Source organism: Allobosea sp. (assembly GCF_035999205.1).
GTDB lineage: Bacteria > Pseudomonadota > Alphaproteobacteria > Rhizobiales > Beijerinckiaceae > Allobosea.
This window is the reverse complement of the sequence record NZ_DASYHA010000024.1, coordinates 34477-57664: the sequence shown is the minus strand read 5'-3', so window position 1 is coordinate 57664 and position 23188 is coordinate 34477. Positions and strand designations below refer to the sequence as shown.

The 23188-nt window shown below is 66.9% G+C and carries 19 protein-coding genes; 13 read left to right on the top strand and 6 right to left on the bottom strand.

Features of this window, described 5'->3' with window-relative positions; genetic code table 11:
• Positions 1-181 precede the first annotated feature (181 nt).
• The 3 genes from VGN82_RS12960 to VGN82_RS12950 all read right to left on the bottom strand — a co-directional run bounded on the left by VGN82_RS12960 (position 182) and on the right by VGN82_RS12950 (position 4832).
• On the bottom strand, positions 182-1117 hold the full coding sequence (locus VGN82_RS12960; protein ID WP_327527441.1) for a LysR substrate-binding domain-containing protein: 936 nt from the start codon (positions 1115-1117) through the stop codon (positions 182-184).
• A gap of 191 nt (positions 1118-1308) precedes the next feature.
• On the bottom strand, positions 1309-2517 hold the full coding sequence (locus tag VGN82_RS12955) for a CaiB/BaiF CoA transferase family protein (protein ID WP_327527440.1): 1209 nt from the start codon (positions 2515-2517) through the stop codon (positions 1309-1311).
• Positions 2514-4832 carry a molybdopterin guanine dinucleotide-containing S/N-oxide reductase gene (locus VGN82_RS12950; protein WP_327527439.1) on the bottom strand — a complete coding sequence of 773 codons (2319 nt, stop codon included), beginning with the start codon at positions 4830-4832 and terminating at the stop codon, positions 2514-2516. Before VGN82_RS12950 ends, VGN82_RS12955 begins: the two co-directional genes overlap by 4 nt.
• A gap of 123 nt (positions 4833-4955) precedes the next feature.
• On the opposite strand from VGN82_RS12950, the gene VGN82_RS12945 reads away from it, so the two are divergent.
• From VGN82_RS12945 to VGN82_RS12915, 7 genes are all read left to right on the top strand, one after another.
• Positions 4956-5888, top strand: a complete 933-nt coding sequence (locus VGN82_RS12945; protein ID WP_327527438.1) for a LysR substrate-binding domain-containing protein — start codon at positions 4956-4958, stop codon at positions 5886-5888.
• A 93-nt stretch (positions 5889-5981) separates the two neighbouring features.
• Positions 5982-7676, top strand: coding sequence for a gamma-glutamyltransferase (gene ggt, locus VGN82_RS12940; RefSeq protein ID WP_327527437.1), 1695 nt, complete (start codon positions 5982-5984; stop codon positions 7674-7676).
• A gap of 61 nt (positions 7677-7737) precedes the next feature.
• Positions 7738-9315 (top strand): ABC transporter substrate-binding protein, encoded by a 1578-nt coding sequence (locus VGN82_RS12935; protein ID WP_327527436.1) that lies wholly within the window; start codon positions 7738-7740, stop codon positions 9313-9315.
• Positions 9315-10256 carry an ABC transporter permease gene (locus VGN82_RS12930; RefSeq protein WP_327527435.1) on the top strand — a complete coding sequence of 314 codons (942 nt, stop codon included), beginning with the start codon at positions 9315-9317 and terminating at the stop codon, positions 10254-10256. The genes VGN82_RS12935 and VGN82_RS12930 overlap by 1 nt, the downstream gene beginning before the upstream one ends.
• An 8-nt stretch (positions 10257-10264) precedes the next feature.
• Positions 10265-11146, top strand: coding sequence for an ABC transporter permease (locus VGN82_RS12925; protein WP_327527434.1), 882 nt, complete (start codon positions 10265-10267; stop codon positions 11144-11146).
• Entirely contained in the window at positions 11143-12765 is a 1623-nt protein-coding gene (locus VGN82_RS12920; RefSeq protein WP_327527433.1) for an ABC transporter ATP-binding protein, read from the top strand. The genes VGN82_RS12925 and VGN82_RS12920 overlap by 4 nt, the downstream gene beginning before the upstream one ends.
• A 73-nt stretch (positions 12766-12838) precedes the next feature.
• Complete coding sequence (locus VGN82_RS12915; protein ID WP_327527432.1) at positions 12839-14143, top strand: NAD(P)/FAD-dependent oxidoreductase; 1305 nt, start codon at positions 12839-12841, stop codon at positions 14141-14143.
• A gap of 224 nt (positions 14144-14367) precedes the next feature.
• Here the strand turns inward: VGN82_RS12915 and VGN82_RS12910 are convergent, their stop codons facing one another.
• From VGN82_RS12910 to VGN82_RS12900, 3 genes are all read right to left on the bottom strand, one after another.
• Entirely contained in the window at positions 14368-15129 is a 762-nt protein-coding gene (locus VGN82_RS12910) for a bestrophin-like domain (RefSeq protein WP_465247923.1), read from the bottom strand.
• Between the two features lie 306 nt (positions 15130-15435).
• Positions 15436-16683 carry a Zn-dependent hydrolase gene (locus tag VGN82_RS12905; protein WP_327527430.1) on the bottom strand — a complete coding sequence of 416 codons (1248 nt, stop codon included), beginning with the start codon at positions 16681-16683 and terminating at the stop codon, positions 15436-15438.
• 182 nt (positions 16684-16865) lie between these two features.
• Positions 16866-17777: a LysR family transcriptional regulator gene (locus VGN82_RS12900; RefSeq protein WP_327527429.1), complete on the bottom strand. Its 912-nt coding sequence runs from the start codon at positions 17775-17777 to the stop codon at positions 16866-16868.
• Positions 17778-17950: 173 nt separating this feature from the next.
• Here VGN82_RS12900 and VGN82_RS12895 point away from each other — a divergent pair, with 173 nt between their 5' ends.
• Genes VGN82_RS12895 through VGN82_RS12870 form a run of 6 tightly spaced genes read left to right on the top strand, consistent with a single transcriptional unit; the run spans position 17951 to position 23165 of the window.
• Positions 17951-19186, top strand: a complete 1236-nt coding sequence (locus VGN82_RS12895; protein WP_327527428.1) for an amino acid ABC transporter substrate-binding protein — start codon at positions 17951-17953, stop codon at positions 19184-19186.
• An 11-nt stretch (positions 19187-19197) separates the two neighbouring features.
• Complete coding sequence (locus tag VGN82_RS12890) at positions 19198-20070, top strand: branched-chain amino acid ABC transporter permease (protein ID WP_327527427.1); 873 nt, start codon at positions 19198-19200, stop codon at positions 20068-20070.
• Complete coding sequence (locus VGN82_RS12885) at positions 20067-21056, top strand: branched-chain amino acid ABC transporter permease (RefSeq protein ID WP_327527426.1); 990 nt, start codon at positions 20067-20069, stop codon at positions 21054-21056. The genes VGN82_RS12890 and VGN82_RS12885 overlap by 4 nt, the downstream gene beginning before the upstream one ends.
• Positions 21053-21778, top strand: a complete 726-nt coding sequence (locus VGN82_RS12880; protein WP_327527425.1) for an ABC transporter ATP-binding protein — start codon at positions 21053-21055, stop codon at positions 21776-21778. Before VGN82_RS12885 ends, VGN82_RS12880 begins: the two co-directional genes overlap by 4 nt.
• A complete protein-coding gene (locus VGN82_RS12875; RefSeq protein WP_327527424.1) occupies positions 21775-22455 on the top strand; it encodes a carboxymuconolactone decarboxylase family protein in 681 nt (226 codons plus the stop codon). The genes VGN82_RS12880 and VGN82_RS12875 overlap by 4 nt, the downstream gene beginning before the upstream one ends.
• Complete coding sequence (locus tag VGN82_RS12870; protein WP_327527423.1) at positions 22428-23165, top strand: ABC transporter ATP-binding protein; 738 nt, start codon at positions 22428-22430, stop codon at positions 23163-23165. Before VGN82_RS12875 ends, VGN82_RS12870 begins: the two co-directional genes overlap by 28 nt.
• The last annotated feature ends 23 nt before the right edge of the window (positions 23166-23188 follow it).

Below are 23188 nucleotides of genomic sequence, written 5' to 3'. Positions count from 1 at the left end.
CGCGGAGTGCGGACCGGCCGCGTACCCGAAGTGGCGGCAAAGCAGGCCGCTCAGGATCGGAGCATCGAGGCAGGTGGAATGAAGAAGGCGTTAATGCAGGAGGCGCGCCGGCGTCCAATAAACGGGGCTTCGAATTCAATAGGCAGAACTTATGAGCGTCATTGTTTTTATCTATTCTAACCTAATCGCTGCGCTCCCGGCGACGGACTTCGGCGCGACAATGCGTGATGAAGGCATTGGCAGCCGGCGCTGCCTCGTTGCGGCGAAAAACGGCCGAGATCTCGGATCGGGTCACAGGAGAAGCGAGTGGCCGGTAGACGATGCCGGGTAGCTGCATGCATTCCATCGAGCGGGGCACCAGCGCCACGCCGAGGCCGACCGTCACCATGCTGGCGATCGTCATGAAGTCGCGCCCGTTCGCCTGGATCGTGGGATTGATCCCCGCGTCCTTGCAGGCCTGCGCCGTCTGGCGGTGGAAGCCGACATCCGCCGTCTGGTTCGGAACGATGAACGTCTCGGCGGCAAGGTCCCGCAGCGCGATCGGTTCAGCTTGCGCCAGCCTGTGCCCCGACGGCAGCAACGCGACCAGCGGCTCGCTCTGGACGGTCAACGCTTCCAGGCCGCGCGGAACGGGGGCGGGCGGACGGATAAAGCCGAAATCAAGAGCTCCCTCCACGATGTGGTCGAGCTGGCGCAGCATCTCCATCTCGATGAGGACGAGTTCGACTTCGGGATGCGTGTCGCGGAACGCGCTGATCACTTCGGTGAGCACCCCGGAATAGGCTGCCGACGCCACATAGCCGATGGAGACGCGGCCCGTTTCGCCGCGCGCGGCGCGCTGGACGGCAGCGAAGGCGGTATCGGCCTGGGCCAGGGTCTTGCGAGCCTCCGCCAGGAAGACCTGTCCGGGCAGGGCCAGCCGGAACAGGCGCTTGCTGCGGTCGAGCAGCCGGGTGCCTACTAGAGCTTCGAGGCTGGCGATCTGCTGGCTGAGGCCGGGCTGGGCGATGCCGAGCCGCTCGGCGGCGCGCCCGAAATTGCGCTCCTCCGCCACAGCCACGAAATAGCGCAGATGGCGTAGCTCGAAGGATGGGCCATCCGACGGCTTGCCGCTCACGGGAAGATCTCCCCGGCGCTCGCCGGCCCGACCAGGAACAGAAGCTGCACGAATGGCGAGGATGGCCGCATCGGGCGATCAGTAGCGGAACGGGCGAGGATTGTCCCTGACTTCGGCGACGGTCGGCTCCATACGAGGAGCTGCCGTTTCGCCACCGGGGCCGGCAAATACGGCACGCCTGCCGGCCGCACTCAGCCTTCGGCGTTCGGGCATGCGACGACGCCTGCTGCGATCAGTCGCTGAACCTCCGCTTCCGCATAGCCGACCTCCGCCAAGACTTCCCGGCTATGCTCTCCCAGGCGCGGCGCGGCCCGGTCCGGCCTGGGCTGGCTGGCGCCCCATTGCGAGGCTACGCGCAGGCTGCGGACCGGCCCTTCGGACGGGTGCTCAGATGTCGGGAAGAAACCAACCTCGGTCAAATGGGGATCGTTGACGAGCGAATCCAGCGTGTGCATGCGAGCATGCGGAATATCCGCTGCGCCAAGCGATCGTTCCCACTCGGCCGTCGAGCGAGTGAGGAAAATCCCGGCGACGCTCTTCATGATCTCAGCCATATGGCGCGTGCGGCTGGAATGGCTCGCGAAGCGCGGATCGCCGCGCCAGTCGTCTTGCCCGGCGATGTCGATGAAGCGCTGCCAGTGGCGGTCCGTATAGATAACCGCACAGAGGTAGCCGTCCGCGGTCCGGAACGGCCGGCGGTCCGAGGCGAGCAGGCGCGCATAGCCGCCGCCGTCGAGCGGGGGCTCGTAGCTCAGGCCGCCGAAATGATCGCCGAGGACAAAGCTCGCCATGGTCTCGAACATCGGGACATCGATGCGCTGACCCTCGCCGGTGCGGTCGCGATGGCGCAGGGCCGCGAGGATCGCCGTCAGCGCGTGCAGTCCGACGATGCGATCGGCGATGTTGATAGGGACATAGCGGGGCGTGCCGTCGCCGGCATCGGCGATGAGAGCCGGCACGGCGCACAATCCCTGAACGAGATCGTCATAGGCGGGCTTCGCGGCATAGGGACCATCCTGTCCGAAGCCGAAGGTACCGACATAGATGATGTCTTGCTTGGCGCCTGCGAGAGACTCGTAGCCGAGGCCGAGCCGGTCCATCGCCTGTGGCCGCAGATTGTAGACGAGGACATCGACTGTCCGCGCGAGATTCAGCGCGACATCCCGACCTGCGGGCTTCTTCAGGTCCACGACGATGCTGCGTTTGGAGCGGTTGGCATGCATGAACATGCCGCCCATCGCGCCGCTTCGGCTCGGGCCGACCTGACGGATGAGGTCGCCTTCAGGGGATTCCAGCTTGATGACGTCGGCGCCCATGTCGCCGAGGATCGATGTGGCATAGGGGCCCATGAGCACGGAGGTCATGTCGAGTACCCGGATACCGGTCAAAGGACCGCTCATGGCAACTGGCTCGCTTCACGGGGCGGGTCATAGGCGCGCATGGGGGGCGCCTCTCCTGCATACCGCGCACATTGGACTGTCGTGACCTGACCGCAACTGCCTTGAGCCAACCGCGAGGTGCCGATATCGCGCGTCACCGCGTTCGGATTGCCGTGGCTGCAGAGAGGTTGGTCGCTTCCATCCTCGACAGGATCATACCAGGCGCCGGTCGAGAGGTTCGCGACACCCGGCATGACGCCGTCGCTGATCTGGGCTGCGGCCAGGCAGGCACCGCGGGCATTGTACAGCCGCACGAGATCGCCGTCCGCGATGCCGCGCTCAGCCGCGTCCCGCGGATTCAGCCGCACGACCTCGCGGCCGTGCCGCTTGGCCGACTGGCTGTAGGCGCCGAAATCGAGCTGGCTGTGCAGCCGCGTCGCCGGCTGGTTAGCGATCAGTGTCAGAGGTGCCATCGCGTCCGGCTGCTCGGTTGCGGGAAGCCAAGTGGGATGCCCGGGGCAATCGTCATAGCCGAAGCCCGCGATCGTCTCGCAGAAGATCTCGATCCGGCCGCTCGCGGTCGGCAGCGCATTTCGCTCGGGATCGTTCCGGAAAGCCCGCAGCAGCCCACCATCGTCCGGCGCGGACGGCAGCGGAATCTCGCCCTGCTGCCAGAACTCCGCGAAGGACGGTGCGGGTTGTCCCTGGGCGGCAAGTGCGTTGCGAGTCGGTTCGTAGAGATGTTCCAGCCACCCGGCGGCCGAGCGCCCTTCGGCGAAGGCGTCCTCGCAGCCCATCCGCTGCGCCAGGCCGAGGAAGATCTCGAAGTCGTCGCGGGCCTCGCCGACCGGCTCGGCGATGCGCCGCATCGCGATCAGCCGCGGATCCGTCGCCGCTGCGCCGATGTCGTCGCGCTCCAGCGACATGGTGGCCGGCAGCACGATGTCGGCGAAGCGGGCCATTGGCGTCCAGGCACTGTCCTGGCAGACGATCGTGTCGACCTGCGAGAAGGCGCGCCGCAACCGGTTCAGGTCCTGATGGTGATGGAAGGGATTGCCACCGGCCCAGTAGATCAGCCGGATCTCGGGATAGGTCAGCTTCTGCCCGTTGTACTCGAACGGTTGTCCGGGATTGAGCAGCATATCGGCGATGCGCGCCACCGGGATGAAGTCGTTCACCCCGTTCATACCCTGCGCCATGGTCGGAATCGGCACGGCGTTCACGCGCCGACCGGTGTGGCCCATCGCGCCGAGCGCGTAATTGTAGCCCCCGCCGGGAAGACCGATCTGGCCGACCATCGCGGCGAGGACGGCCGCCATCCAGACCGGCTGCTCGCCGTACTGTGCGCGCTGCAGCGCATGGGCGACGGTGATCAGGCTGCGGCCGCCGACCAGCCTGCGGGCGATCTCGCGGATGGTGTCGCCGTCGATGCCAGTGATCGCCGCCGCCCAGTCGGCGTCCTTGACGGTGCCATCGGCGCTGCCATCGAGATAGGCGGCGAAACGCTCGAAGCCGACGCAGTATCGGCTGAGGAAGGCTTGGTCATGCAAGCCCTCCGCGACCAGCGTCTGGGCAATGGCCAGCATCAGCGCGACGTCCGTGCCGGGCTGGATCGGCAGCCAGCGCGGGGCGGCCTCTCCCGGCATATCGTCGCGCAGCGGGCTCACGGACCAGAAGGTGCAGCCGCGCGCGGCTGCCCGCGCCATCGCATCCGGCTCGACATGCCGGGTGATGCCGCCGCTGGCGATCATCGAGTTCTTCAGCGGCATCCCGCCGAAAGCGAGCACGAAGTCGGTATGCTCGGCGATCTGTTCCCAGGTGACGTTGCGCCGCGACAGGTTCTCGAACGGCCCCAGCACATGGGGCAGGATCACCGAAGACGCGCCGGCGCTGTAGCTGTTGACCGATCGGACATAGCCGCCGCAGGCGACGTTGAAGAAGCGATGGATCTGGCTCTGCGCGTGGTGGAAGCGCCCGGCGCTCGACCAGCCGTATGAGCCGCCATAGATGGCCTTCGGGCCGAAATCGATATGGACGCGGCCAATCTCTCCGGCCAGACGGTCCAGCACCTCGTCCCAGCCGACCGCGACAAGGTCATCCCGGAAGTCGCGCTCGCGCGGACCGGGGCCGGCCTCGAGCCAGCCACGTCGCACCATCGGGCGGCGGATCCGGGCCTTGTGAGCCAGCGCATCGGTGAAATTGCCGAGGATCGGTGAGGGGCAGGGGTCTTCCGGATGAGGCGTCAGCACAAGCCGATCACCATCGCGGCGGGCGAAGAAGGTGCCCCAATGGGCGCTGTGAGGCAGCCCGCGCGCGGGCGGAACAGGGCAATCCATGCACAACTCGCTGACGATCCGGGCTCAAAACGACGCGGCGATATTGCTGAGCCCATTCATATCGGTCCAATATGCAAGTCCGTAGTTTTCAAGAACTCAGACTTCTCAATACAAGGGTGATCCATGGCGCCGGGCCGACGACCCAGCAGCGCGATGCTCGAATTGCGGCACCTGCGCTATTTTCTCGCGACAGCCGAGGAGCTGAACTACGGCCGGGCCGCAGAGAGGCTGCGTATCGCGCAGCCAGGCCTCAGCCAGCAGATCAAGAATCTCGAGGAGATCGTCGGGACGCCGCTCTTCGACCGAACGCGCCGGTCGGTGAAACTGACGCTTGCCGGGGAGTTGTTTGCCGAGGAGGCTCGCAAGGCCCTGCAGCAGACCGAGACCGCGCTTTTGGTGACGCGCCGGGCGGGCAGGGGGGAGCTCGGGCGCATCGCAATCGGCTATGTCGGCTCGGCCGCCTATACCGGTGCACTGACCACGATGATCGGGGAGTTCCGCAAGGCCTATCCGGAGGTCGAGCTTGCCATTTCCGAGATGGAGATGTCGCAGCAGCTCGACCAACTCGACCAGGGAAAGCTGGACATCGGCTTCATTCGTCCCCCGGTGCCGCTGCCGCTGGGTATCGTCTCGACGCCGATCCTGTTCGAAGAGATCATGCTGGCACTCCCCGAGAGCCATGTTCTGGCAGCGCAGGAGCGGGTGCCGCTCTCGGCGCTCAACGGCGAGATCTTCATCACGCCGCGCCATCCGGCGGGCGTTAGCTTCCACGAGCACACGACATCGGCCTGCCGCACTGCCGGGTTCTTCCCGAGGCTCGGCCCGCAGGGGCGCGATTTCGTCACGATCGCGAGCATGGTCGCCGTCGGCCTCGGCGTCGCCCTGGTGCCGCAATCGCTCCAGAGCATTCAGGTCCCCGGCCTGCGGTACCGCGCGATCGCTGGTCAGCCGATCCTGGCCGAGCTTGCCGTCGCCTACCGGCGCAACGAGCCATCTCCGGTGGCCCGGGCCTTCGCAGGACATGCCCGTAAGGCCGCTCCGCCGCCCAATCCATAATCTCAAATTATCAAAAATGCGCAGTCTGCGTATTGGACTGATTTGAAGATCCGATCCGATAATCCCTGATCAACGAGATCGGGTTTTCGGCAAATGGACTGGCGCGATCGGGCGGGAAGCCCCTTCACCTGCGAGAAGACGGCCGCCGCCGCGCATCGTGGCATGGCCGTGACGAACCACCCGCTGGCCTCCGCTGCGGCAGTCGAAATGCTCGCGGCCGGGGGGAATGCGATCGATGCCGCGATTTCGGCTCTCTTCACGCTGACCGTCGTCGAGCCGATGATGGTCGGCATCCTCGGTGGCGGTACGGCCCTGATCCGCCTCGCCGACGGCCGCGAGATCGTGCTGGACGGCCTTTCCACCGCCCCGGCGGCCGCGCGCCCCGACAGCTTCACGCCGATCTCGGACGAGTGGCCCGACTACATGGAGGCCAAGGGCCGCGCCAACCGCGTCGGGCCGAAGGCCATTGCTGTACCCGGCACGCTCAAGGCCTGGTGCGAGGCGGCGGAGCGCTTCGGCCGCCTGCCGCTGCGCGACCTGATCGAGCCGGCGATCCGCCACGCCGAGCGCGGCTTCAGGCTTTCGCCCTATCTCGCGACCTGCATCGCCGAGATCGCTCCCGACCTGGCCCTGGACCCGGCGATCGCGGCCATCTTCCTGCCGGGTGGCAAGCCGCTGCTGGCCGGAGACCTGTTGGTCCAGACGGATTATGCCGGGACGCTGCGACAGATCGCGGCCGAGGGGCCCAATGCCGTCTATGGCGGCACGCTCGGCCAGCGCATCTCCGCCCATCTTGAGCAAGCCGGGTCCTTCCTGCGCCTCGAGGACCTCGTCGCCTATCGCACGATCGAGCGCGAACCGGTGCGCGGGCTCTATCGCGGCGTCGAGATCGTCGGCCCGCCGCCGCCCTGTTCCGGTGGCGTCCAGACGCTGCAGATCCTCAATCTCCTCGAGGCCTTTGATCTTGGAAAACTCGGATTCGGCTCGAGCGAGACGCTGCATCTGGTGCTGGAAGCGCTGAAGATCGCCGCCGCCGACCGGCGCGCGGTGACCGCCGATCCCGATTTCGTCGATGTGCCGACCGCGCGGCTGATCTCGAAGGCCTATGCGGAGCTGCGCCGCCCGGAGATCGATCCCGGCAAGGCGAACGCTTTCGAGGCGCGCATCCTCTCGAACGAGTCGGCGAACACCACCCACGTCACGATCGCTGACGCGGAGGGCAACATCGTCACCTCGACCCAGACGATCAACAGCCTGTTCGGCGCGCGCATCATGATCCCGGGCACGGGCATCATTCCGAACAACTACATGTACCTATTCGATCCGCACCCCGGAAAGGCGCTGTCGCTGCAGCCCGGCAAGCGCATCACCAGCGGCATCACCGCTCTCATCGGCAAGCGTGACGGCCGGCCGATCTTCGCGCTCGGTCTGCCCGGCGCGCACCGCATCCCGGCCTCCGCAATGCAGGCGGTCCTGAATCTCGTCGACCACGGCATGAGCCCGCAGGAGGCGGCCGAGGCGCCGCGCGTCTTCACCTGGGGGCAGGAGGCCGAGATCGAGCTCGGCGTGTCCGAGGCGGTGAGGGCGAAGCTCGCCGCGCTCGGCCACCGCGTCTCCGCCGTCGATCACGTCGCCGGTGGCATGGGCATCATCGGCTTCGCGGCGGACGGCACCATGGAAGGCGCCGCCTGCTGGCGCGCCGACGGCGTGCCGATGGGCGTGGGCGGCGGCCCGGCCCGCGAGGGCACTTCCTTCTGGCCCGATCCCCGCCGGGGCCGCAGCTACTGAATCGCGCACGAACTTGCAGCGAAGCGGGCACGAAGTCCGCCTGACAAAGGGAACGGAGCCAATGCTGATCAACCGTCGCGATACCCTGGCATTGTCTGCCGGAGCGCTTTTCGCCGCCATGAACCCTGCGCGGGCGCAGGGCAAGAAGACCTTGCGGATGGCGCCGCACGCCGCCTTGCGCGTGCTCGATCCTGTCGTGACCAACGCCTACATCACACGCAACCACGCCTTCATGGTCTATGACACGCTGTTCGCGGTCGACTCCCAGTACCGGCCGCAGCCGCAGATGGTGAAGGAGTGGTCGGTCAGCGACGACAAGCTGGCCTGGACCTTCGTGCTGCGCGACGGCCTCGCCTTCCATGACGGCCAGCCCGTCACGGCCGAGGACTGCATCGCCTCGATCGCGCGCTGGGCCAAGAAGGACGTCGTGGGCCTGCGCCTCGCCACCGTCACCGCCGGCATGCGTGCGGTCGACGGCAGGACCTTCCGCATCGAGCTGAAGGAGCCGTTCGGGCCGATGCTGGAGGCTTTCGCCCGGCCCAGCTCGATCCCGCTCTTCATCATGCCGAAGCGGATCGCCGATCTGCCGGCGGACAAGGTGCTCGAGGACGTCGTCGGCTCCGGTCCGTTCCGCTTCCTGCAATCGGAGTTCCGGCCGGGCGTGAGCTGGGCCTATGAGCGCAACGAGAAATATGTCCCGCGCGCCGAGCAGCCCGATGGCCTCGCCGGCGGCAAGGTCGCCAAGGTCGACCGGGTCGAGGTGCTCTGGTTCCCGAGCAAGCAGACGGCGATCAACGCGCTCGCCAAGGGCGAGATCGACCTGCTGGAGAACATGAACGCCGACCAGCGCTCGCTGCTTCAGGACAACAAGGGCGTCACGATCCGGCGCCGCCCCGGTCCCAACGCCTCGACGATCCGCTTCAACTGGGCGCAGCCGCCTTTCGACAACGTCAAGGTACGCAGGGCTGTGCAGGCCGTCGTCACCCAGCAGGACTACATGGACGCCTCAATCGGCGATGCCGCGTCCTACCAGGTCTGCCCGGCCTTCTTCGGCTGCGGCACGCCGCTGGAGACGGCAGTCGGGTTTCCGGACACCGGCAAGCCCAACATCGCCAAGGCCAAGGCCCTGCTGCAGGAGGCCGGCTACAAGGGCGAGAAGATCGTCATCATCACGCCAGGCGACATCGCTTCCTTCGCGCCGCTCGCGCCTCTGACGCAGCAGCTCCTGCGCCAGATCGGCATTCCCTCCGAGATCCAGACCATGGAGTGGAGCGCCTTCCTCGCGCGGCGTGCCAAGCCCGATCCGGTCGCGGAGGGCGGCTGGAACCTGGCCCATGCCGTCTTCGACCGCATCGACCTGATCTCGCCCCTCGGCAACCTCAACTTCGACGCGCGCGGCAAGGGCGCCTATACCGGCTTCGTCGACGACCGCGAAACCGAGGCGTTGAAGAGCCGCTATCAGCGCGAGACCGACCCGGCCAAGCAGAAGGCCATCGTCGAGGAGATGCAGAAGCGCGCCTATGAGCTCGTCTTCTACATCCCGCTCGGCACCTATTTCGACTACGAGGCCTACCGCTCCAATGTCTCGAACTACGTGCCGTCCCCGGTCATGGTGACCTGGGGCGTGGACAAGGTCTGATGCTGAGGCTGATCGCCCTCAGGATCGCGATGGCGGTGCCGGTGATGCTGGTCGTCGCCACCATCGTCTTCCTCCTGCTTCGCCTGAGCCCGGGCGATCCGGCTCTCATCATCGCCGGCGAGACGGCAGGGCCGGAGGCGCTGGCGCGCATCCGGGCCGATATGGGCCTCGATCGGCCGCTTTTCGTGCAGTATTTGGCCTGGCTCGGCGAGATCGCGCGCGGCCATCTCGGCATCTCCATCCTGTCGAAGATCCCGGTGCTGAGCCTGATTTTCGACCGGCTGGAGCCGACGCTGGTGCTGGCGATCAGCGCGATCCTGATAACGGTGCTCGTCGCCGTGCCACTCGGCGCGATCGCCGCCTGGCGGCACAACAGCTGGGTCGACCGGGCGGTGATGATGCTGTCGGTCCTGGGCTTCTCGATCCCGGCCTTCGTGATCGGCTACATCCTGATCCTGCTGCTCTCGGTGAAGGCGGACATCTTCCCCGTGCAGGGCTATGTCAGCCCGTTCGACGACCCTGTCGCGTCCCTGCGGCATCTGGCCTTGCCCTCGATCACGCTCGCCCTGGTCTTCATGGCGCTGATCTCGCGCGTCACCCGGTCCAGCCTGCTCGAAGTGCTCGGCGAGGACTTCGTCCGCACAGCCCGCGCCAAGGGCAATGTCGAGCGCCGCGTGCTCTGGCGCCACGCCCTGCCCAATGCCGCGGTGCCGATCATCACGGTGATCGGGCTCGGCATCGCCCTCCTGATCAGCGGCGTGGTGGTGACGGAGAGCGTCTTCAACCTGCCCGGCGTCGGCCGGTTGACCATCGACGCCATCCTGGCCCGCGACTATCCCGTCGTGCAGGGCCTCATGCTGTTCTTCGCGCTGATCTATGTCGGCGTGAACCTGCTGATCGACATCGCCTATGTGATCGTCGATCCGCGCATCCGTTATTGAGGCCCGCCATGTCGGCAACCGAACGGGCCACTTCCCCTGCGAGGCGCTATCCTGTCGTCGAGGCGATGCTGGCCAACCGCGTCGCTCTGCTCAGCGCCGTCCTGCTGCTGGCGATCGTGCTCGCGGCGGTCTTCGCGACATTCATCACCGGCGACGACGCCTTCCTGATCCGCCCGCGCCAGCGGCTGCGGCCGCCGGGCGCGGAGTTCTGGTTCGGCACGGACGCACTCGGCCGCGACGTCTTCGCGCTTGTGCTGCACGGCGGCCGGATCTCGCTGCTGGTCGGCCTGCTCGCTGCACTCGCCGGCGCAGCCATCGGCACCGTCATCGGCCTGCTGACCGGCTATCTGCGGTGGCTCGATCCGATCCTGATGCGGATCATGGACGGCATCATGGCGATCCCCGGCATCCTCTTCGCCGTGGCGCTGGTCTCGCTGGTCGGCCCGAGCCTCCTGACGATCGTGGCCGCCATCACCTTCGCCGAGATTCCGCGCGTGACGCGGCTGGTGCGCAGCGTCGTGCTCAGCGTGCGCGAGGAATCCTATGTCCGGGCCGCGGAAGGCTTGGGCATCCCGCCGCTGCTCGTGCTCGTCCGCCATATCCTGCCGAGCTGCATCGCGCCGCTGATCGTCCAGACGACCTACATGTTCGCCGCCGCGATCCTGTCGGAGGCCGTTCTCGGCTTCCTCGGCGTCGGCTTCCCGCCCGACCTGCCGAGCTGGGGCAATGTGCTGGCCGAAGGGCGCGCCGTCTTCCAGCGCGCACCCTGGACGATCATTGCGCCGGGCCTGTTCCTGGCCGTGACCGTGATGGCCGTGAACCTGCTCGGCGACGGGCTGCGCGACCGCCTCGATCCGCGCCTGTCCCGTGCCGCGAAGGTGTCGTCATGACCGCGTCAGAACCGATCCTGCGCATCGAAAACCTCAGCGTGGCGCTTCCGGCAGGGCTGGACCGGACGCATGCCGTCCATGATCTGTCGCTCGACGTCCATCGCCGCCAGATCGTCTGCGTGGTCGGGGAGTCTGGTTCCGGCAAGTCGGTGACGGCTTCGGCCGTGATGCGCCTGCTGCCGGAGAAGGTGCTGCGCATCACCGGCGGCACCATCCGGCTCGAAGGCGAGGATATCGCGGCCACATCGCCGGCGCGGCTGTGCGATCTGCGCGGCAACCGCATGGCGATGATCTTCCAGGAGCCTTTGACGGCCCTGAACCCGGTCATGCGGGTCGGCGACCAGATCGCCGAGGTGCTGCGCATCCATCGCCCCGAGATGTCGCGCGAGCGGGTGGGCGAACGCGTCGTCGAGCTGATGGCGGACGTCCATCTGCCCGATCCCGCGAGGCTAGCGAAGGCCTATCCGCATCAGCTTTCCGGCGGGCAGCGCCAGCGCGTGATGATCGCCATGGCGCTCGCGCTGGAACCTGCGCTGATCATCGCGGACGAGCCCACGACTGCGCTCGACGTGACCACGCAGGCGCAGATCCTACGGTTGTTTCGCGAGCTTTTGACCAAGCATGACAGCGGCGTGCTGATGATCACCCATGATTTCGGCGTCGTCGCCGACGTCGCGGATCACGTCGTGGTCATGCGGCAGGGCGAGGTGGTCGAGCGCGGCGCCCCGGACAAGGTACTGGAGGCGCCGGAGCATCCATACACCCGCGCGCTGATCGAGGCGGTGCCGCGCTTCCGCTATCGGGCGGAGCCGGAGAGGGGCGAGGAGCCGATCCTCTCTGTCGAGGATCTGTCCCTGACCTATCGCACCACCAGCTTCCTCGGCTCGCGGCGTGAGACCCGGGCGCTGGATACGGTCTCCTTCCGGCTCGCGCCGGGCGAGACCCTGGGCGTCGTGGGCGAGTCCGGCTCCGGCAAGACCAGCCTCGCCAAGACGCTGCTGCGCTTCGAGACGCCGGATTCAGGCCGCATCCTGTTCAGGGGGCGCGACGTCGCCGGTCTGGCCGGGACGGAACTGAGGGAGATGCGGCGCCACATCCAGATGGTGTTCCAGGACCCTTACAAGTCGCTGAATCCGCGGCGCCGGGTCGGCCAATCCCTGATCGAAGGCCCGGTCCAGCACGGCATCCCCCGCGCGCAGGCCCTGGTCCGCGCCGAGGAGCTGATGGAGCTCGTCGGTCTCCGGCGCGATGCACTCGATCGCTTCCCGCATGAGTTCTCCGGCGGCCAGCGCCAGCGCATCTGTATCGCCCGCGCGCTCGCCATGGAGCCCTCGGTCATCGTCGCGGACGAAGCTGTCTCGGCCCTCGACGTCTCCGTGCAGGCGCAGGTGCTGCGCCTGTTCGAGGACCTGCAGAAGCGTCTGGGCTTCGCGATGATCTTCGTCACGCACGACCTGCGCGTGGCCTCAAACATCTGCGACCGCATCGCGGTCATGCAACGCGGCCGGATCGTCGAGATCGGCCCGTCGCGACGGGTCTTCCAGGAGCCGGAAGCGTCCTACACGCGCGAATTGCTGGCCGCGGTCCCGGGCTTCGCGCGCGAAGCCGCCGCTGGCTGAAAGCAGGCCTTTCCCATCGAGCGGCGTGCCTTCATGGCGTGCCGCGCCTCATCGCTTGATTGACGGGTGCGACATGACGACCGGAGAGAAAGCGCCCGCCTACAGGGCACCGTCCGGCTGGAATGCGTTGCTGCCGAAGCGCGTGGCAAGGGAGCAGATGCCGAGCGAGCGTCGCTTCCGGAACATCGTCATCGGCGCAGGTTACACGGGCCTCGCGAGCGCCCGGCGGCTGTCGGAACTGGCCCCGGACGACGAGACCCTGCTCCTCGACGCCACCACGATCGGCGAGGGGGCCGCGGGCCGGAACTCCGGCTATCTGCTGATCAACCCGGGCGAGCCAAGCGCCGGCGCGGCGCAGTTCGCCGGGGATTGGGCGGCGCGTCAGATGGCGCTGGTCCAGGCGGGGCTGGATTGGCTGCGCGAGCTTGTTGCCCGGCATGCCATCGACTGCAACTGGCAGGAGGACGTTCCGGCGATCACGGCCGCAGCGACACCGCTCGGCGAAAGAACAGTCCGCGCGACCCGCGACCGCTATGAAGGCTGGGGCATCGAGACACGGGAGTATCCCGCCGCCGAACTGCGGCGCATCCTCGGGACGGATTACTACCGCCACGGCATCCAGTCGCTGACACGCGCTCTGGTGCAGCCGGCGGCGTTGCAACGGGGGCTCGCCGACAGCCTGCCTGCGGGTGTGACGCTGGTCGAAAACACCACCGTGCATGAGATCGGCGGCGCGGCGCCCTTCACGATCAGGACGAGCCGTGGCGCGTTCATCGCCGACCGGGTGTTCGTCGCCAACAACCTGCATGCCCGCGCCTTCGGGCTCGCGCAGGACCGGATGATAGGCATCTACACCTATGGCGCCTTCACGCCGGAACTGGATCGGGACCAGCTCGACCTCCTCGGTGACGAGCCGGACTGGGGCGCTCTGCCGGCGCATCGCATGGGCACCACGATGCGCAAGACGATGGGGCGTCTGCTGATCCGGAGCGGCGACTCCTACGAAAGGGAGCTCGGCCCCGTTCATGTCCGCAGGATGCTGACCGAGCTCTATCGCAATCGGTTTCCCGCACTGAGGGTCCATGATTTCGAACATGTCTGGGGCGGGTTGACCGCCGTGACCCACAATGGCGCCTTCCTGTTCGGGGAGGCCAGGCCGGGGCTGTTCGTTTCCGCGGGCTGCGGAGGGGCCGGCATCACGCGCGGCACCATTCACGGAAAGCTGCTCGCGGAACTGGCCTGCGGAGCACAATCGGTGCTCTTGAGCGACCGGCTGGCACAGAAGGGGCCCAACTGGCTCCCTCCCGAGCCGCTTAGAGCCTTGGGAGCGAAAGCACAGATTGCCTGGGAGCAACGGCTCGCCGGGGCAGAGCGTTGACCCGCCCCTTGCAGCCGGCGGAGCGGGACGCGGAGATTCTTGCGTCGGCCGCGCTCCGGCTGGCCGCGCCGGCACCGTCAACGCCTCGTGATCCTTCCAGAACCATCCCTCGCTCCCGCAGCACGGGCGCCACGACGTCGACTCGCTCGTCGATCACTTCCTGCCACGGCCGCAGCCCCCGAGGCGCTGACGCAGCTGCAGAACAGCGATCCGCCGGCGCGGTCCTATCGCGTCATCTCGCTCAGGGCGTCCCGCATGGCCGAGCTGGAGATGTTGAACACGCCACGGTACGGGAAGCTCAGATCGACGATCACGAACATGACGCTCGCAACCGATATCACGCCGATCGCCAGGACGACGGCGCTCAACGCCTTGCGCGGCACCTGGACGCCGAAGCTGAGAAAAACCAGGCTGAGCCAGAAGCTGAGGATTGCGACGAAGAAATCGCCTGACGGCGTGTGGCTGTCCTCGATCACGGTCCAGCGGGCGCTGATCACCGACGCGTAAACGTCCCGACACCGCGCCGCGGTGTGGGATCCCGATGCGTCCGACGGGGCTAGTGCCTCGATGGCAATCCCGATCTCGTTCATGAGCTGTGACAGCGTGACGTCCTCGCCTCGGACGGCCATGCGACGAGCATCCGGCATCCCATCCACCTGAGGCCGGGACTCGCGAGGCCATGTGCTGGCGATGACTGCGGCCGTATAGCGGCGCATCAGCAGGCGGATCGGCTCCGTCGTCGGCCCCATGCTCCGCAGACATTGGTCGAGATTGGCCAGGCGCGCAGCGTAGTTCGAGCGATCCTGGCTCGCCGCGTCGAAGGCAGACCTCGCCGTCGAAAGCTGCAGGCTGAGGACAAGGGCTGCAAAAGTGACCAGAAGGCCCGTTACGAGCCTGACGGCGTCCATGTTCTCCGCTGACAAATGCCGCTCATGGAGATGCTTGCGCAGTGTGGCGCCAGCCATGGCGCTTGCGCTGAAAAGCACGACAAATGCGATCCCGAAGATGAGTTCGACTTGAATCACCGCGCGCCCCGCCCGCCGGTATCAAATCGGGTGCGTGACGGTGGCGCAAGCTCCTCTCGCCTGCGACACGTGCATCCGAGTCGACTGCGTTGCGCCAGAAGAGCCGGCCGTTCCACCGACTCGCGGCGAATCCGCGGTCGGCTTGACCTGCGGCCGCCAGCCTGACGGGGTAGGCTTGGATGCCGATCACGCGCGGATCGGATGGACGAACGGCACCGCGTGACGAGGGTGACAGGGGCCTGCAGCTGGATCCAGTTTTCGGCCCGCTCAGTCGAGGCGCTCGTCGAGCACCTTGACAGCACCGGCCAGTGTCCGGGCCCCATCCGCCACCTGCTCCGGTTCGATCGCCTCTTCCGGCGCGTGGCTGCGTCCGTCGCGGCACGGCACAAAGATCATGCCGATCGGGCCGAGCCGCGAAACGAAGACCCCGTCATGGCCGGCGCCGCTCGGCAGGTCGCGCGTGCCAAGCCCGCAGGCTCGCGAGGCATCGGCGATGGCCGTGCGGATGACAGTCGCGCAGGCGACGGGAGCGACATTGCTGATCGGCTCGGCCTTCACCTTCAGGCGAAGCGCGTCCAGTTCAGGCTGCACCTCTCGCACGAGCGCGCCGCCGAAAGCGGAAACGGCAGCTTCGTTGCCCGACCGCACCTCGAGCGTCATTACGACTTCCCCGGGCACCGCGTTCGCCGCGTTCGGGCTGACGTCGATCTTGCCGAAGGTCGCGACCAGGGGCTGCGCATCTCCCGATGTCGCCATCGCCTTCTGGTAGGCGGCTTCGATCAGGCGGGCCGCGCCAACGAGCGCATCGCTGCGCAGCGGCATCGGCGTGGCCCCGGCATGGTCGGCACGGCCGGTGACCGTGATGCGCTCGCGTCGGATTCCGACGATATCGGTCACGATGCCGATCGGCTTCGCCTCGCTTTCGAGCACGCGTCCCTGTTCGATGTGAAGCTCGAGATAGGCAGCGATGCTGCCGGGAGCACGGGCCGAACCGGCCACGTCCTGCGGCCTTCCGCCGACATAAGCGATGCCCTCTTCGAGACTCATGCCGTCTGCCCGGCGCAGGGCGAGGTGCTCAGGGGTTAGCGCGCCACTCATCGCGCGGCTGCCGATGCACGACAGGCCCTCGAACTCGCTCGGCTCCTCTGCGAGGAAATCAACGACCTCCAGCGGATGCCGCCGGCGCTCGCCGTTCTCGATCAGGCCCTGTGCGACCTCGAGTGCCGCCAGAACGCCGAGAATCCCGTCATAGCGCCCGCCGGACGGGACGGTGTCGGAATGCGAGCCGATCAGGATCGGCGCCAGGCCCTGCTCTGTCCCCTCCAGCCGCCCGATCAGGTTGCCGCCGGCATCGATTCCGGTCTCCAGCCCTGCCGCACGGAATTCGGCGGCGAGCCACGCGCGGCCTTCAAGGAAGCGCGGCGTGAACGAGCGGCGCGTCCAAGGCCGGTCACGATCGGTCAGGCGCGACAGTGTCTCAAGTCTCCTCCAGAGACGGCTCTGATCGATGGACATGAAACCTCTGAGGGCAAGGACTGGCATGGTTCGGCGAGCGACGGGCTGCGCCTATCCGGCGCTCTCGCCGACACGCCATTGTCATCCCGCACGTCTCGGCGCAAGCCGGCCGAGCAGCGGGGCGGGTCTGCGGCGCCGGCCGCAGGCTGGCCCAGTTGTGCCGGCCGGGCGACGATCGCAGCTCAGTCCGCTTCCTGGCTTGACGTCAGGAATGGCTTCAGGTGCATCTCCAGGAAGGCCAGGAATACGGAGATGCGCTGTGGCCGATAGCTGCGATGCGAGGTGACGACGCTGAGCTGCATCGAGCGGGTCTGCCAATGCGGCAGCAGGCGTTCCAGCCGCCCCTCGGCGATCAGGTTCCACACCAGCCAGCGTGGCAGCATCGCCACGCCAAGCCCGTCCAGGCAACGTTGCAGCAGCACCTCTGCATCGTTGGCGATGAAGTCGCCTTGGACATTGACGAGCTTGGCGGTGTCGCCCTGCGAGAAGGACCAAGTCTGCGTCCCGCCGCTCGTCGCGAAGCAGAAGCAGTTGCGGCCGAGCAGATGGTCGGGATCGCTGATCGCGTCGATGCTGGCGAGATGGGCCGGGCTCGCGACCACGAACTGCTCGACGGTGCCGAGGCGGCGCGTCGGCAGCTCGTTCTCCGGCAGGCGGCCGGCGCGCACGGCGATGTCGATGCCGTCCGCCGCGAGATTGACGAGGCTGTTGTTCATCAGCAGCTCGACGCTGACCTTGCCGTAGACCTTCAGGAACTCGCTGACGATCGGGACCAGCAGCACGCGCCCAAGCGTGGTGGGGCAGGCAACGCGGATCAGCCCGCTCGGCTCGCGCCGGCCGGTCCGAATCTCGCTCTCGCAATCGTCGAGCGCATGCAGGATCGATGCGAGACGCATCCGGTAGCGCTCGCCCTCTTCGGTGATGGTGACCGACCGGGTCGTGCGCCGCAGCAGTTGCACGCCGAGCTGCGATTCGAGCGCCGCGACCATCCGGCTGATCTGCGATTGCTGCTGGCGCATTTCCTCGGCTGCGCGGCTGAAACTGCCGGTTTCTGCGACCCGCAGAAAGGCGCGATAGGCGTGCAACATGTCCATTCATGCGAATTCCGCATAAATCCAATGCGACAGCAATCTTTATCGCGGCGCCGCAAGAGGAAAATCTTGCTGCGTGACATGCCGGCAGGGCGAAGGTTCCGATGAAAGGGCCCGATCTTGCAGGGCAAGAGAGGCGGTCCTCGGGCCGGCCGACAAGAACTGCGAGGGGAACCATGAAGATCGACCGCAGAACAGTCCTGAAGACCATCGGCACGGCCGTCGCCATGCCGGCGATCAGCCGCAGCGCCATGGCACAAGCCACCGACACGATCGTCATCGGTGGCTCGGTGCCGCTCTCCGGGCGTGCCGCCGAGACTGGTCTCAACGTCAACAACGGCTATCTCACCGCTCAGAAGTTCATCAATGAAGAGCTCAACGGCGTCGAGGTCGACGGCAAGCGCTATAAGATCGACGTGCGCCTTTTCGACGACGCCTCGGACCCGGCCCGCGCCTCGACCCTGATCCAGCGCCACCTCGACGACGGCGTGCAGTTCTTCCTCGGCTCCTTCGGCAGCAACATCGTTCTCCCGACGGCCGCCATCGTCGAGCGCGCCGGCAAGCCGATGATGCAGACCGGCGGCGCCTCCGACCAGATCTACACCCAGGGCTACAAGAACATCTTCTGCATGTTCCCGCGCGCCTCGCGCCAGCTCTACAACACGATCGAGTATTTCGCCGCGCTGAACCCGGCGCCGAAGTCGATCATGTTCGCAATGGCCAATGATGCCTTCTCCAAGACCCTGGCGGAGGGCGCCATCGCATTCGGCAAGCAGAAGGGGCTCCCGATCAACGACATCGTCACCCTGCCGGAGAACATCACCGACGCCTCGAGCCTGGTGAACCAGATCCGCAGCAAGAAGCCGGACGTCCTGCTCGCCACCACCCACGACCAGAACTCGCTCCTGATCGCGCGCCAGCTGATCTCGTCCAATGTCGACGTGCCACTGCTCTATCTGTCGCTCGGCCCGCAGCTCAAGAGTTTCCGCGAAGCACTCGGCAACTTTGCCAACGGCCTGTACTTCCAGCAGTTCTGGGACGAGCGTTCGCCCTACAAAGATGCGATCTTCGGCTCAGCTCAGGGCTTCGCCACCTACTACCACAAGCACTTCAAACGCGACATGGCCTACCACACAGCCTCCGGCGCGGCCTGCATCGTCGCCTACGTGCATGCGATGAAGGCGGCCAACTCGCTCGATCCGGCCAAGGTGCGCGAGAAGCTCGCGGCGCTGGATGTCGAATCCCTCTACGGCCGCATCAAGTTCACTCCCGAGGGCGACGGCGATCCGCTCTATCTTGGCTCGACCGTCGGCCAGGTTCTCAAGGGCAACGCCGAGGTCGTCTTCCCCGAGGCTTCCCGTACCGCGGCCCCGACCTATCCGGCCCCGACGTGGGCGCAGAAGCGCGGCTGAGCGAGAACCCGATGACCTTGCAAACCCTGGTCGACGGGCTGGTCCTGGGCGGGCTCTTCTCGCTCTCGGCCGTCGGCTTCTCGCTGCTCTTCGGCGTGCTCGGTGTCGTGAATCTGGCTCACGGCGCCTTCGTCCTGATCGGCGGCTATGCGGCCTGGACGCTGCTCGACCGCTTCGGCATCGATCCGCTGCTGGCCCTGCCGCTGATCATGCTCGGCATGTTCTGTCTGGGCTACGCCTTCCAGCGCACGGTCATCCAGTGGGCAACGAAGCGGGCGAGCCTGCTCGCTTCGATGCTGCTGACCTTCGGTTTCGCGCTGATGATCCGCAACGCGCTGGTCCTGATCTACTCGCCGGACTTCAAGAGCGTGACGCCTGCCTATGCCTTCGACTCGCTCTCCTTCGGCGAGGTGACGGTCGGCCTGACGCGCGTCGCGGCGCTGGTCGTCAGCGTCGTGCTGCTGGCACTGCTGGCGGCGATGCTGCGCTACACCTCACTCGGTCGCACCATCCGCGCGACCGCGCAGCAGGAGCAGGCCGCGGCACTGTGCGGCGTCAACATCCGCCATGTCTTCGCCCTGACGGCGGGCGTGTCGGCCGCCTTCGCCGGCGCTGCCGGCGTCGCGATCGGCCTCGTCATGCCGTTCTCTCCTCCGGACGAGACGCTCTGGACGATCAACGCCTTCGTCGTCGTGACGCTGGGCGGCATCGGCAGCCCTGCCGGCGCGCTGGTCGGTGGCCTGATCCTCGGCGTCATCAACACGGCGACGGCCCAGCTCGTCGGCGCCGCCTTCCCCAATGCGATGATGTTCCTCCTGCTCGTGCTCATGCTCGTGGTGCGACCGGCCGGTCTTCTCGGCAACAGCTTCAAGGGATCGCGATGAAGCTCTTCGTCTCCGGCCGTCAGGCCTGGGTGTCGATCGGCGTCACCCTGGCCGGCACCCTTCTGTTCGCCCTGCTGCCGCTGCTGCTGTCGCCCTACGGCGTCCGCGTCGGCCAGCTCTTCGTTCTCGCGGCGGGCCTCGCCGTCGCCTGGACGGTTCTCGGCGGCTTCTCCGGCTATTGGAGCTTCGGCAACGCGGCCTTCGTCGGCACCGGCGCCTTCACGGCGGCGCTGCTCCAGCTCGCCCTGCCGGGCTGGCCGGCGGGCTCGGCCTTCATGGTGGCGCTGGTTGCGGCCATGCTGCTGAACGGCCTGCTGGCGCTGGCGATCGCCTGGCCGATCCTGCGCCTGCGCGGCATCTATTTCGCAATTGCGATGCTGGGCGTCAGTCAGGTCTGCTTCGAGCTGGTCAGCAATATCGACAGCCTGCGTGGCGCGCTCGGCGTGAACCTCATGGACATCGTCCCCAGGGGCGTCCGGCCGGAGCGCTTCTATTACTGGGCGCTGCTGCTGGCCACGCTGGTCATCGTCCTCGTCGCGATCGCGGTCCGCCATTCCAAGCTGGGCTACGGATTGCTCGCGATCCGCGAGGACGAAGACACCGCGCGCATGCTCGGCGTGCCGACGACGCGCTACAAGATGATCGCCTTCGTGATCTCGGCGATGCTGACGGCGATGATGGGCGTCATCTATGCCCATAACCTCGGCTACATCACCGCGAACTCGGTCTATCGCGGCGACTTCAACCTCAATGTCATCGTCTATTCTCTGCTGGGCGGGATGGGCACGATCATCGGCCCGATCATCGGCGCCGGCATCATGACCTATGTCACGCAGGTGCTGCTGGGCGATCTGCTCGACACGCACATGTTCATCACCGGACTGCTCATCGCGGTCCTGGTGCTGGCCGCACCGAACGGGCTCTATGGCATCTACGACAATTATCGCCTGCGCATGCGGCGTCGCAAGCAGGAGACGCAACGATGACGGCGCAGTCGATCCTGAGCGTGCAGGGCGTCAGCCGGTCGTTCCGTGGCCTCAAGGCGGTGAACGAGGTCTCCTTCGAGGTGCCGCGCGGCTCCATCTGCAGCCTTATCGGTCCCAATGGCGCCGGCAAGTCGACCTTCTTCAACCTGGTGACCGGCTACTTCGCGCCGGACACCGGTACGATCACCTTCGAGGGACGGGATATCACGGGATTCTCGCCGGTCCAGGTCGCCCATCTCGGCGTCGCGCGGGCCTTCCAGATCGCCAAGCCGTTCCCCGGCATGTCGGTCACCGAGAATGTGCGTATCGGCGCCCTGTTCGGGCGCACCGGTCCGCGCGACGTCGCCGCGGTGACGGCGCAGGCGATGGAGCTCGCGGGTCTTGCGGAGCTGCATGACCGTGAAGCCCGCGAACTGACGGTCGGCCAGTTGCGCCGGCTCGAAGTCGCCCGCGCGCTGGCGGCGCGCCCGTCGCTGCTGCTGGCGGACGAGCCCTGCGCCGGCCTCAACCCCACCGAGACCGCGGAAATGGTCACGATCCTGCGCCGCATCCGCGACGCCGGGGCCACCATCGTCCTGGTCGAACATGACATGCCCGCCGTGATGGAGGTCTCGGACACCGTGCTCGTGCTCGAGGCCGGCTGCCTGATCGCACAGGGCAAGCCCGAGGAGATCGCACGCGATCCGCGGGTCATCGCAGCCTATCTGGGAACCGACGAATGACCTTCATCAAACGACAGGAACTCACCCCGCAGGAGCGCGAGGCGAATGGCAAGGCCGCTCTGGCCAAGGCCCTGGACGCCCGCGGCTACCTGCTCGCCTATCACCGGATGCTGTGCACCTACGATCCGAACCTGATGGCGGCGTACGACAACTACTACCGCGAACTGACGCTGCTCGAGCGCGCCTTCACCTATTTCGAGCGCGAGGTCGTCTGGCTGGTGCTGTTGACCTCGGCGCGCGAGGCCTATGGCGACATCCACATGCCGCGGGCCGAGGAGTCCGGCATGACCTCGGAGCAGATCCACGACTGCATGGCGCTGGCGGGGGTAGCCGAAGCCTATCCGGCGCTCGACTTCTCCAACAGCTGGTCGCGTTGGATCGCTCCCGAGGAGGCCGACAGGCGCTATGCCGCCATGGTCGGGACCGCTCGCGGCGCCATTCCGGAACAGATCGCCGAGATCGCCCTGATCGTCGCGCACGCGGCCCGAAAATGTAAGGCCGGCATGCGCTATCATCTGCGCCGCGCCACCGAACTCGGCGCCTCGATCGAGAAGATCGCGGAAGGCGTCTCCTATGTGATGCTGCCCTGCGGCGGCCCCACGCTGGTCGATGCCTGCGATGTCTGGGCCGAGCTTGCACGAGAAGGCGGATGCCTGCCGCCCTGGCCCATGGACTGACGCCGATGCTCGACGTCAAGGGATTGAGTTACGCCTATGCAGGCGCCGTCGCGGTCAGTGATGTCAGCCTGACTGTGGGGCAGGGGGAGATCGTGGCCCTGCTCGGCGCAAATGGCGCCGGAAAATCCACGACGGTTAGGATGATCGCGGGTGCAATGGCGCCCCAAGCGGGGACGATCCATTTCGGCGGCAGGGATGTCACGCGCTCCGAGTGCCATGAGATGGTGCCGTTGGGCGTCGCGCTATGCCCCGAGGGGCGCCTGATCATGCCGCAGATGACCGTCATGGAAAATCTGCTGATGGGCGCCTACACGCAGCGCGACATCGCGATACGCCAGGAAACGCTCGACGAGATGTTCGCCTTCTTCCCGCGGCTCGCGGAGCGGCGCGAACAGCTCGGCGGCCTCATGAGCGGCGGTGAACAGCAGATGCTGGCAATCGCCCGGGCGCTTATGAGCCGGCCGACCCTGCTGATCCTCGACGAACCCTCGCTCGGGCTGGCGCCGAAGCTCGTTGCCGAACTGTTCCAGCTGCTCAAGAAGGTCAATGCGGCCGGCACGGCGATCCTGCTCGTCGAGCAGAATGCCAGGCAGGCGCTGCGCATCTCGCACCGGGCCTATGTGCTCGAGAAGGGACGCACCGTGCGTAGTGACCTCTCCAGCAACCTGATAGACGACGACAGCATCCGCTCGGCCTTTCTGGGCGTCTGAGCGGGCGACTTCATGGGGAGCAG